General features: G+C 40.6%; 11 protein-coding genes and 1 pseudogene. 9 read left to right on the forward strand and 3 right to left on the reverse strand.

Going from position 1 to position 12208, the window contains the following annotated elements; all coding sequences use genetic code 11:
• Positions 1-160: 160 nt before the first annotated feature.
• The gene (locus PI85_RS15490; protein WP_036125340.1) at positions 161-652 is read left to right on the forward strand and encodes an ECF transporter S component; all 492 of its coding nucleotides are present in this window, start codon (positions 161-163) and stop codon (positions 650-652) included.
• Positions 652-1338: a hypothetical protein gene (locus PI85_RS15495; protein WP_036125341.1), complete on the forward strand. Its 687-nt coding sequence runs from the start codon at positions 652-654 to the stop codon at positions 1336-1338. Before PI85_RS15490 ends, PI85_RS15495 begins: the two co-directional genes overlap by 1 nt.
• 188 nt (positions 1339-1526) lie before the next feature.
• Here PI85_RS15495 and PI85_RS15500 read toward each other — a convergent pair.
• Positions 1527-1826: pseudogene (locus PI85_RS15500) on the reverse strand (transposase); the annotation flags it as partial.
• A gap of 344 nt (positions 1827-2170) precedes the next feature.
• On the opposite strand from PI85_RS15500, the gene PI85_RS15505 reads away from it, so the two are divergent.
• The 6 genes from PI85_RS15505 to PI85_RS15530 all read left to right on the forward strand — a co-directional run bounded on the left by PI85_RS15505 (position 2171) and on the right by PI85_RS15530 (position 8973).
• Positions 2171-3904: an ABC transporter ATP-binding protein gene (locus PI85_RS15505; RefSeq protein ID WP_036125342.1), complete on the forward strand. Its 1734-nt coding sequence runs from the start codon at positions 2171-2173 to the stop codon at positions 3902-3904.
• On the forward strand, positions 3901-5712 hold the full coding sequence (locus PI85_RS15510) for an ABC transporter ATP-binding protein (protein WP_036125344.1): 1812 nt from the start codon (positions 3901-3903) through the stop codon (positions 5710-5712). The genes PI85_RS15505 and PI85_RS15510 overlap by 4 nt, the downstream gene beginning before the upstream one ends.
• A 48-nt stretch (positions 5713-5760) precedes the next feature.
• A complete protein-coding gene (locus PI85_RS15515) occupies positions 5761-6183 on the forward strand; it encodes a DUF1801 domain-containing protein (RefSeq protein ID WP_036125345.1) in 423 nt (140 codons plus the stop codon).
• Positions 6184-6330: 147 nt separating this feature from the next.
• Complete coding sequence (locus PI85_RS15520; protein ID WP_036125346.1) at positions 6331-7314, forward strand: alpha/beta hydrolase; 984 nt, start codon at positions 6331-6333, stop codon at positions 7312-7314.
• A gap of 1 nt (position 7315) precedes the next feature.
• Positions 7316-7987, forward strand: coding sequence for a response regulator transcription factor (locus PI85_RS15525; RefSeq protein WP_036125347.1), 672 nt, complete (start codon positions 7316-7318; stop codon positions 7985-7987).
• Positions 7984-8973, forward strand: coding sequence for a HAMP domain-containing sensor histidine kinase (locus PI85_RS15530; RefSeq protein ID WP_036125349.1), 990 nt, complete (start codon positions 7984-7986; stop codon positions 8971-8973). The genes PI85_RS15525 and PI85_RS15530 overlap by 4 nt, the downstream gene beginning before the upstream one ends.
• A gap of 35 nt (positions 8974-9008) precedes the next feature.
• On the opposite strand, the gene PI85_RS15535 is transcribed toward PI85_RS15530, so the two are convergent.
• Both PI85_RS15535 and PI85_RS15540 read right to left on the reverse strand, forming a co-directional pair.
• Positions 9009-9878, reverse strand: a complete 870-nt coding sequence (locus PI85_RS15535; RefSeq protein ID WP_036125351.1) for a DMT family transporter — start codon at positions 9876-9878, stop codon at positions 9009-9011.
• Positions 9879-9977: 99 nt separating this feature from the next.
• Positions 9978-10850 (reverse strand): LysR family transcriptional regulator, encoded by an 873-nt coding sequence (locus PI85_RS15540; RefSeq protein ID WP_036127854.1) that lies wholly within the window; start codon positions 10848-10850, stop codon positions 9978-9980.
• Between the two features lie 140 nt (positions 10851-10990).
• On the opposite strand from PI85_RS15540, the gene PI85_RS15545 reads away from it, so the two are divergent.
• The gene (locus PI85_RS15545; RefSeq protein ID WP_036125353.1) at positions 10991-12199 is read left to right on the forward strand and encodes an MFS transporter; all 1209 of its coding nucleotides are present in this window, start codon (positions 10991-10993) and stop codon (positions 12197-12199) included.
• The last annotated feature ends 9 nt before the right edge of the window (positions 12200-12208 follow it).

A 12208-nucleotide genomic window follows, 5' to 3' on the forward strand; every position in this document is an offset into this window, starting at 1 on the left:
GTGTTGTACCGATGGAAAAACAAGCACGTTTATTACGTGATACGTGTGGCCGCCTATACCAAGCATTATTTGCTGAAGCGAAGCAAGTTGTGCGTATTTGGTACGGGATTGGCGAGCAACTCAAGTGAGGTCAACATACTAACGGAAAAGAGGAAATGCAATGGATCGACAAAAATTAATGAAATGGATACTAACGGCTATGGTAGCGGCCATTTGTGCTGTAGGAGCCGCCATTAAAGTACCCGCTTTTATTTCAACGGCAGCTCTTGATTCAGCACCTGCCTTTTTAGGTGTGGTCTTTTTATCGCCATTATTAGCTGGGGTAGCTGGTCTCATTGGTCATTTTATTAGCGCATTAACTGCCGGCTTCCCACTTGGCCCACTCCATGTAATTATTGCTATAGAAATGTTTACCGTTGTCTGGATTTTTGGGGTCATGCATAAAAAAGGCATGCATGTATGGAAATGGCCAGTTGCCCTCGTATTAAACGGCATCGTAGCGCCACTGCCATTTTATTTTATTATTAGTCCTGCCTTTTTCTGGGGTGCTTTAGCGAGTATTTTCATAGCAACCGCTATTAATTTAATGATTGTCGCGGTAGTCATGCCCATTCTGTCAAAAGTTTTTGTGCGTAAGGCAGGTCGAGTTTAGTGAGAAATGCTATAAAAGTGGGCGGATTTATTGCGACAATGGATAATGCGGCAGCCATCGGGGAGAAGCCCCAAGATGTTGTGCCAGCATCTGATCAATTGACAGCCTATATGACAGCCCGTGTGACATTTCTAGAGCAGCTGGCTGCACAGGCACTCCCTATTCAAATTCTACTCGCTAATTTTTCAGGGGATGGGGCATGGTCACGCTATGAAAGCGGAATTCAGCAAGTGTTCGAGGAAACAGGACTTTCCTGTCCAGCTATTGCTGGTAGTTCGGAATCCAATATGCCAACTTTGCAGTCTGGTCTAGCAATTACTATGCTTGGGGAAATACAACAGCGAAAAGCATGGGACACTGAACAGCTTAGTTGGTACACATACGGCTTACCACTTGTTGGCGAGGAACTATTAGCACAACCTGATGATGTGGCGCAGCTGCAACCTATTTATCAGGCATGGCTGGCGGAAATCGTTCAGCAGGTGTGGCCTGTCGGATCAAAGGGACTTCAAGGTGAATGTGTGCGCCTTTTTGGCGAGCAATTAGTGGAGTGTTCTCATCATATGACCAAATCAGCCGGACCAAGTACAGTTATTTTACTTGGTGTTGATCCCGAGAAAGAGCAGTTGGCCCACCAATTTTTCCAAAGAAATTTTGAAAAACTACGGATAAGTCCCATGCAATAGGGTATGTTTTGAGCAAAAAAGACTGCCTTGAAAATTATCTAACAAGCGGTACAAGAATCATTTAAAGCGACCTCTATGAATAGACGAGGGCACTGAAAAACTTATGTTTTCATAAAAGCGAACCTTTTTCAGATAAAAATAAGGCACTTCCTGTTCACTTTTGAACAGGAAGTGCCTTAATTCTGTCTCACTGGATCTTCTGGTGCCATATCCAAGAAATAGTTGAATGACTTATCATACTTTGAGCGTTCGACTAGATCGACGTCTGATACATCATTAACCGCTTTTAATAATAAGTATTTAAACATGCGAATTGGAGGAATGGCATTACGTCCATTGTCTCAACAATATTTTGTTTTTAGCTCGTCTAAAATGAATGAAAAATCAACAAGTTCATAGATCTGGCGAAGCATATTATCTTTTGGCACAACAATATCGTAGATTGCCATGTATGGACTTAAAGTAAGGGTTTCCTGATTTGAAATCATTGGGGCACCACCTGCATATTAATTCTTTTATTATAAAGGAAAGCGAGATTAAAATAATAGGATGATACATTGCGTTGTTTGGAGAAGCATCGCTCGCCCGCGGAAAGCGAGCGGAATGCTTCGGAAAACAACAATAGAGTCACAGTGCCAAATGAAAAAAGATATGGACTTTTTCAGTGCATGGGGGTTTTTTATTTGGACGGATGTCAGCCATAAGCTACATGATATCTCCTCAATTAGTTAAATCTCAAATATTACGAGTCTCGAAAAAATAGTGCCAAATGGGAATAGTTTTCAGTTATAATGAGGAACGAATGGGATTTAAATAGAACGGAGACGAATGTATGCAGGCAATAAAACAGTTAGGGCAGTATTTGGAGCCCTATAAATTTTTCACCTTAATAGCGCCTCTTCTCATGGTGCTGGAGGTGACAATGGATTTAATTCAGCCGACGATTATGCAGCATATGATTGATACAGGGATTGCCAATGGAGATCATGCTTATGTGCTGAGTATGTTTGTATGGATGCTAGCAAGTGCGGTGATTGGGCTTGTTGGTGGGATTGGTTGCTCGTATTACAGCTCGAAGGCAGCGATTCATTTTGCTTCGGATGTTCGACAGGCTCTCTATGAGAAAATGATGACCTATTCAGCTAAGGAGCGAGATGCCTTTACGACTGGCAAGCTAATTACTATTTTAACGAGTGATGTGGAAAGTATTCAACGCGCGTTTATGATGACGCTACGTATTTTTGTGCGTGGGCCACTACTCTTTATCGGGGCAGTCATTATCGTCTTTGTAACAGCACGGGAGCTTTTTTCAATACTTCTTATCATTGTGCCGATTTTGATTGTGGCTATGTATTTTTTCACGAAGTATTCGGGGGTGCTCTATCGCCGCGTCCAAGAGGCTATTGATGGAGTGAATACGAAGCTACAGGAAAATTTAGCGGGTATCCGTGTCGTTAAAGCCTTTCGCCGTGAAACCCAACAGGTATCCCAATTTAGTGAGCTGAATGATGGGCTGACAAAACGCTTCATCACTGCAGAACAAATTGTAGGGGTGCTTGTGCCATTTACGATGTTCGTCGTTAACCTAGGGATAGTTGCGGCGCTTTGGCTTGGAGCTATTAAGGTTGAGGCAGGGACATTAAAGGTTGGGGTTATTCTCGCATTTATTAACTACTTAACCATTATCTTAAATGGTTTAATGTCTTCCAGTATGGTGCTGATGCAAATTGCGCGTGCATTGCCGTCGGGAGAACGAATTGTGGATGTCTTAAACAAGGACATTGCTGTTAAGGAAGCAGAACATGCATGGACAGATCCTATAAAAGGAGCTATTGAATTTGATCATGTAAGTTATCGTTATTATGAAACGGCGGAGGATGTTCTTAAAAACATTTCGTTTTCTGTGAAGCCAGGGCAAACAGTGGGCATCATTGGAAAAACCGGTAGCGGTAAATCAACACTTGTAAAGCTATTACCGCGCCTATTCGATCCAACAGGTGGAGCCATTTATTTGGACGGCAAACCGCTTTCAGCGTACTCTTTATCCACCTTACGGGACCATATCGGATTTACCTCACAAAAGGCCTTATTGTTTTCTGGAGCGATTGAAAAAAATATTCGTCTTGGTAATGAACACGCAACGCCAGAGGACATACAACAGGCATTGGACGCTGCCTGTGCTAGTGAATTTGTGGAGCGGCTTGATAAGGGCTTAGCACATGAGCTGTCACAGGGGGCTACAAATCTCTCCGGTGGGCAAAAGCAACGCTTGGCTTTAAGTCGGGCATTCGTTCGAAAGCCAGCTATTCTCGTGCTGGATGACACGACCTCAGCCCTTGACAGTGCGTCAGAAAAACATGTGCAGCAGGCCATTGCCGCCCATTATCAAGACACGACGACATTGATGGTAGCTTCGAAAATTGCCTCGATACAGCAGGCAGATGTCATTCTTGTCCTAGAGGATGGCGAGATTGTTGGGCAAGGGACCCATCAACAGCTCCTTCAAAACAATGTACATTACCAAGCAATTTACGCGTCACAGCAAAAGGCTGGTGAAGAAGGATGAGTCAAAATCAACCAAAGCAAATGAATTTTGGACGGGGGCCTCGTATGGGAGGGCCAGCCGAAAAGGCGAAAAATCAAAGGGCAACACTGACAAGAGTTTGGCACTATGTCAAACAGCAAAGAATTGGACTGTATTTTTCCATCTTCTTGGTCATCGCTTCTACGTTTTTAAGTTTAGCGGGGCCTTATATGATAGGCCATATCATTGACGATTACATCATAAAAAAAGATATTGACGGGACAATTCGACTTGGAATCCTATTAGCCGTGATTTTTACGGTGGCGTCTATTCTGACATGGCTGCAAACCTATGTCATGATTCATGTGGCGATGAAAACGATTCGGACATTGCGTCTGGAGCTGTTTCAAAAACTACAAACGCTCACATTAAGATTTTTTGATCAGCGTGCGCTCGGTGATTTAATGAGTCGTGTCACTAACGATATCGATAATTTAAATACAGCGCTTGCTCAAAGTGTGACGCAAATTGTATCGTCCATCTTAACAGTCGTTGGTGTTAGTATTGCCATGTTCACATTAAGCTGGCCATTAGCGATTGTGACCTTGATCATTATTCCGCTGATTGTTTTCACCACTAAGCAAATTATCAAACGCAGCAGTAAAAATTATGCAGCTCGTCAACGAGATCTTGGTAAGCTGAATGGCTATATTGAGGAAATGATTACAGGTGCAGAGGTACTCACGCTTTTTGGCAAGGAACAGCAGTCCATCGACACGTTTCATCAACAAAATGAAAACTTGCGAAACTCTGCACAACGCGCAGAGATTACGTCAGGCTTATTAGGACCCATCAATAACTTTATGAATAACCTTGGCCTAGCGATAGTCATCGGGACAGGAGCCCTTTTAGCAGTAAAAGGTTTAGTGACGGTTGGTATTATCGCGGCATTTGTCACCTATACACGGCAATTTTTCCGCCCGCTCAATCAATTATCTAATCTGTTAAACACCTTTCAGTCGGCTATTGCTGGAGCAGAGCGTGTATTTGAAATAATAGATGAACCGTCAGAGGTAGCTGATCGACCTCAGGCAATTGAGGCCCCTTCATTAAAAGGCGACGTCGTTTTCAAGCAAGTATCGTTTAGCTATGAGCAAGGGAAGCCAGTTCTTCAAAACATTAACTTCCAGGCAAAGGCGGGGGAAACGATAGCTCTTGTTGGTCCTACTGGCTCAGGGAAAACAACTATTATTAATTTACTAACACGTTTTTATGACGTGGATCAGGGTGAAATTTTAATTGATGGGCACCATATTGAGCACTATAAAATGTCTACCATTCGCCAAAGGGTAGGTGTGGTTTTACAGGATACCTATTTGTTCTCTGGCACTATTCGTGAAAACATTCGCTTTGGTAAGTTGGATGCGACGGATGAAGAGGTTGTGGATGCGGCAAAAATTGCGAACGCCCATCATTTTATAAAATATTTACCTACACAATACGATACGCCGGTTCAAGCGGGTGGCGCTAATTTAAGTCAGGGACAACGGCAGCTCATTGCTATTGCTCGTGCCATTTTGGAGAACGCGGATATTTTAATTTTAGATGAAGCGACTTCCAGTGTGGATACGCAAACGGAAGTCGATATTCAAAAAGGCTTACAGCATTTAATGCAAGGTCGTACTAGCTTTGTTATCGCCCATCGTTTGAAAACCATTGAGAATGCAGACCAAATACTCGTTATACAACAGGGTGAAATTATTGAACAAGGCAATCATCAAGAGTTGATGGAACAACAAGGGATGTACCGTCAACTCCAACAAAAACTATTGTTAGAGCAAGCGGAATAGGGAATAATAGGAATGAACAATCCGATTTTGTGAAGGCGAGGGATACACATGTATGAATTAAAGACGAAAGAAACCGATGCAAGTGTCATTGAATTTATTGAAAGTGTGGATCATCCAAAAAAACGGGAAGATGCCTATCGACTATTGGACATTTTTACAGAGGTCTCAGGCTATGAGGCAAAAATGTGGGGTCCTAGTATTATTGGGTTTGGTCATTATCATTACAAATATCAAACGGGCCATGAAGGCGATGCTCCACTTGTCGGATTTTCCCCTCGCAAGGCAAAAATTAGTTTATACTTTGCCCCAGGTGATCGTGAGCGAGAACAGCTATTACAGCAATTTGGGAAACATACAACAGGGAAAGCCTGTGTTTATATTAATAAACTCGCTGATGTCGAAGAAGATATTTTAAAGGCTCTAATTCAACAGTCTATCGTCTTTTTACAGAAAACCTATCCAAATGAATGACTCTAAAAAAGCTGCCACATGATGTAGGCAGCTTTTTTTGTTCCTTGACAAGCATCTCAACGCATCTAGTAAACATTTCTTCGAAAATTAATTAGTTATTAATTTTTCACATGTATCCTTACAAGTATCAACGGAGAGGAGAGGCGTATGAAAAAAATCATAAAGAAAATGTTTATTTATTTGGGGGTCATCGTATCGATCGGCATTGTAGCGGTCAGTATGTACCACTATCGTTTGATCCAAAAAGAGGAGGCTATTTTACGCAATAATGGCATGATGGTAAATGTTCATGGTCAACGCATGAATGTCTATCAGGAGGGCGCTGGGGAGGATACATATGTTTTTATGGCAGGGTCAGGCATTGCTGCTCCTGTTTATGAGCTAAAGGGACTTTATAGTAAGTTTTCACAGCACCATCAAATAGCAGTAGTGGACCGAGCAGGCTATGGATTTAGTGACATCGCCCATGATAAAAGAGATATTGATACCATCCTTATGCAAACAAGGGAGGCGCTTCAGGCAAGTGGGCTTCAGCCGCCCTATATTCTTGTTCCTCATTCTATTTCAGGACTTGAAGCGATTTACTGGGCGCAAAAATACCCAGAAGAAGTAAAAGGAATAATCGCTCTAGATATTGGCTTACCAAGTCAATATGTCAAACATAAGATGGGTACCTTCGATAGATGGATGGTGAAGGGGATGAGTCTAGCTACTAAGGTAGGGTTACACCGCCTAGCACCCTCACAGGTGTATAATCCGCAAGTTCTGAACATGTCCTTTTTAACGACGGAGGAAAAGGACATCTATCAGGCGTTGTCCTTTAAGCAATTTTTTAATGAAGATATGAAAAATGAGCTGTTACACGTCTATGAAAATAGTTTACAATCAGAACAGCTTCCATTGCCGCAAGACACCCCCATTTTAATCGTTGATGCAATAGCGAAGGAAAATGTACATTCAAAGTATACAGTGCAAAATCGTCAAGATTACGCAGACTTCGCGAAGCAATTCACCCATGCAGAAGTGACAGAAGTAAGTGGCACTCATAGTATATATCTATATCAACCAGAGGAAATCTATCAACTAGCGATAGAGTTTATGAAAACGAATGCTGATGAGAGAGGTCGTTAACATGAAAGGATTTAGAATTTTAATTGTAGAAGATGATCCCATGATTGGTGATTTACTTCAAAAAATAATGCAACGAGAAGGCTATGAAGCCATATGGAAAACAGATGGCCGAGATATAATGAGGCACATTCAGAAAGTAGATGTAGTCATTATGGATATTATGCTACCAGGAGAGGATGGCTATCAATTAAGCAAAAACATTAAACAATTAGGCTTAAATATTCCTATCATTTTTCTATCAGCACGTAGTGATATTGAAAGCAAGCTAGAAGGTTTAACAGTGGGAGAAGACTATTTGACAAAGCCCTTTGATCCACGAGAGCTATTGTTAAGAATCCAAAAAATGCTAGTGCAACAATATGGAACGTTTACGCAAATACAGCATTTATTCATTGACGGAGAGCATCGTAAAGTATTTCATCACCATCTTCATAACGAAATTTCATTGACAGCCATAGAACGAAAAATTTTCTTTTATTTATTTGACAACCGTGACAGAGTTTTAACAAAGGACCACTTTTTTGATTATTTATGGCCGTTAGATGATCGCAACCATAATATTCTCAATGTCTACATAAAAAAGATTCGAACAAAGCTGGACGATTCAACAGGAATTATTTTACAAAACATATATGGAGAGGGGTATCGTCTAAATACCCATATAAAGAAATGACATTAAAAACTAAATATAGAACACTCTTGTTGGTAGCGATTGGGAGTGTGCCCATTGTATTATTAGGTATTAGTGTGTTCATGTCCATCCTTTATGACAAGGCGTTTAAAACGAAAAATAATGGCATCCCGTTCCATGAATCCTTTGCATATCCTGTTATGCTGCTTGCCTTTGTGTTGTCTTTAGGGATTCTTGCCTTACTATTTTCCACATCCATCCATTCATTATTGTCTAGAATTACAATGCTCAACCAAACAATACGGGAACTAGCGAGTAACGAACGGATACCCGATACGCTAACCGTGAGCGGAGAGGATGAAATAGGGCAGTTAATTCAATCTGTTAATCTATTAATTGAGCGCACGACTTATAGGGAATTAGAGTTAGCTCAACAGCAGGAGCTCCAAAAAGAGCTGCTTCAAAAATTAAGACATGATATTCATACACCATTGACAGCGATATGTTTGCAATTGTTTTATTTAGAAGATCAACTACAAGAGCAACCAAAATTGGTGGAATCATTAAATGCACAAATTCACTATATCGCGAATTTAACGAATGAACTGCAATACCAGTCTTTTGATACGAGCGATAATACCTTTGTTGTTCAGGAGGAAGTTCAGCTAGCGTTTCTATTAGAAACGATGATCAAGAAATGGAGTTATTTATATCGCATGCAAAATATTGCACTCCATTTTCATTCAATAGATGCAGAGGTAATTTGGACAAGTAATGAATTATGGTTACAACGTTTATTTGATAATGTCTTTCAAAATACATTAAAGCATGCCCAAGCGTCTAAATTAGTCGTGACAATTAAAGAGGGAGAGGTATGGATGTGTGATGACGGCATCGGCTTTGATTCAGACATCGAACATAGTGGACTAGGACTGAAAATTATCCACGATATTGCTAGAACATTAAATATGGAAGCCTCTTTACAATCCAGCAAGGGTGGTACGACCTTTCGCTTTTCTCAGCCATAAAAAAACAACGGCCATCTTTTTGCCGTTGTTTTTTATTATACTGATTTTCGTTGTTGGAGTAAAAAGAGGGCAAGTCCTAGTAAAATGACCATTATGCCAATCCCTTGTTGAACGGAAATCATTTCATCTAAAATAAAATAAGCTAAAATACATGTGCCAATGGTTTCTCCTAAAATACTCATAGAGATGATGGTTGTACTTAACCATTTTAATAGCCAATTAAAGATCGTTTGCCCAAAAATGGTTGCAATCACAGCTAGTCCTAATAGGGACCACCATGTGGATGCGGGATAGTCGAAAAACGATTCCTGCATAAAGAGGGCGTAAATGGCTAAGAAGATGGAGCTACTGCCATATCCGATAATCGAATAGGTAATAAGTGATAAATCCTTCCGCACAGATTGCCCGATAAAAAAGTAGGCTGTAATAATGCCTGCTGCGATAAATGCCAGAATATCGCCATAAAGAGCCTGTCCACTAATTTGAAAATCCTGCCAGCCGATAATGAAACAGCCGATGATCGCTACCAAACAGCCAACAATTGCTCCTTTGGAAAAGCGCTCTTTAAATAAAAAATAGCTACCTACTAAAGAGAATAATGGCTGTAGCGTGACGATAACCGTTGAACTGGCCACGGATGTGTAGTTTAATGATTCAAACCATAAAACATAGTGACAGGACAGAAATAGACCTGATAGAATGCCCAATCCCCACTGTTTTTTAGACAGGTTAGCTAGCTCTTGTCGTAGACCCTTTTGAGCTAATAAAATGGGAAGGAGCACGAGCATGGCAAAAAATAGTCGATAAAAAGCCGTAATAGCCGGCGGGGCATCAGCAAGCTTAACAAAAATAGCTGATGTAGATAAAGCAAATACTGCCAAAAACAATGAGATGTAATAAAACATGATGTACTCCTATGTAGTTAATAATATCAAACCTATTATAGTGCAGCCTGCGTGAATAATATAGGCTTTTTAAAATATTCGCATAAAGAGCAACCTGAGCTAATGATCACCCTGCTCATTCCTTTCAAGCAAGGATTCTATTACTTGCTTTAATTGCAATATAGAAGACTGCTTATGGCTTTCCTTTTTATAAATAAAGACTGTCTCGATGACCTTGTTAAGTGTCTCCATTTCATAAAAATGTAGGTCAGGACAAGGGTAGAGTGCCAATAACTTCGTATTTAACACTGCCAATGTATGCTCGATTTCTAGAAAATCAAGAATACTACTTACGGATTTAATTTCCTTCATTGTAAAAGGGACTTTCTTGTGAGTAAGCCATTCTGCTAATGCCTTCGAATACATACAGCCCTTACTTAAAACTAGGAGTGTCACAGGTGTTTGCTTGTCAAAATCGATGACATGTGCAGGGCTTGAGATGACTTCAAATGTCTCGGTTGTCATTAAATCATAGTGTAAATCGGCATAATGCTTTATTGGATTACTCGTTAAAGCACAGTCTAATTCCGCCAGATGGACTTTGTGATTTAAGGATGTACTCGATTCGACCGTGAAATCCACGTCGATAGGACTATGACTGGTTTGTAGCGCATTCATGATAGACGCACCATATATTTTTATCGTCGTATGAGAGGTTCCAAATTGAATATGGGCTTGCGTGAATCCTACAGTTTGTAAAAATGCCTCATATTGTTGGGTAACCTGCTTTAAAAATTGTAAATAGTGGTCACCTACCTCTGTTAGCTTTAAGCCCTGAGGTGTTCGTTTAAAGACTTCCTGGCCAATTTCACTTTCCATCTTCTTTACCTTCGATGTTAAGGCCGATTGTGTATAGTTGGTGATTTCAGCAGACTTACTTAAATTTTGCCTTTCTAAAAGCTCAATTTTGATGGAAATTTCTTCAATGTTCATGTTATTCGTCACACACCTATTAAATTTTTTGATAGCCGCTATCATTTTCCTCCATTTTACGTAAGCTAGCTGTCAACGTAAACTCAAGATATCTAAATGTACCGCATAAATAGAGCGGTATATAGCTATGGAGGGTTTACATGCATACATATTATAAATGGATCATTTTACTGGTGGCTACGCTTTCGCAAACAGCTTCCACCTTTGTCACATACGGGATGGGGCCAGTTGCTTCCTTTTATCAAATGGAATGGCACTTAACGTCATTCCAAACAGGATTAATTGTTTCTGCCGTGAATATTGGACCGATTTTCTCGATGCTTTTCTTTGGCTATCTCATGGATAAAAAAGGAGAAAAACAAATTATAGGATGGGGCTCTATTTTACTTGGCCTCTGTACGTTCCTCTTAATTCCTGTGAATCATTATACGACATTGCTAGTCGTATTAATAGTTGTTGGCTTTTGGTACGGTAGTGCTCAAACGGGAGGTAGTACGGCCATTGTGAAATGGTTTCCAGACAAGCATCGAGGATTAGCGATCGGAATTCGCCAAACAGGTATTCCAATCGGTGGGGCTCTCGCTTCCTTCATTCTTACCTATTTATATCATCACTTCCATCTGACAGCTGTGCATGGGGCACAAGGTTTCGTAGCAATCGTTGGCGGTTTACTATTTTTATTGATGTATCAGGAGCCTAAACAGCAAAATACGGCAGCAGCAGCACCGATACCGTTTAAAGAAAAGATGAAGGCTATTAAAGACAATCGAGCACTCTATCCCATTTTTTTTGTGGGCATTGTGATGATGTCCTTACAGATGATCCTCATCGCCCATTTGATGAGTTATTTACATCAGGAGGGTGGCTATTCATTAACAGCAGCAGGGAAGTATTTGAGTTTGGTCTTGCTTGGAGGGATGGTAGGAAGAATTGCTCTTGCTTGGCTGAGTGACCGATACTTTGCTCAGAAGCGCGAGCACTTACTAATAATCGTTATGCTTGCCACATTTGTGATGGTCGCTTGTATGCCTGTTGTTTTACATGCTAAGAGCTTAATGATGGTATTTTGTGGTGTTATGGGCTTTTTCGCACTAGGCTGGTATTCCTTATATATAGCCAGTGTAACGGAGCAGTCCGATCCTCAATCTGTGGGACTGACTGTAAGTGCGGCTTTAACGATAAATCAATTCTTTATTGTTTTAGCTCCGTCTATCTACGGTTTACTCGTTACCATTTTTTCAAGTCATCAGATGGCCTTGGATATAGTAGCTATGATGGTCATTGTAGGAGCGTTTTATTTATCGAGAACAACCAATAGTAGCCTCTCTTCTGAAAGTTCGGTAAAATAATGAAAAAAT

This window comes from Lysinibacillus sp. A1, assembly GCF_000801965.1.
Taxonomy (GTDB): domain Bacteria; phylum Bacillota; class Bacilli; order Bacillales_A; family Planococcaceae; genus Lysinibacillus; species Lysinibacillus fusiformis.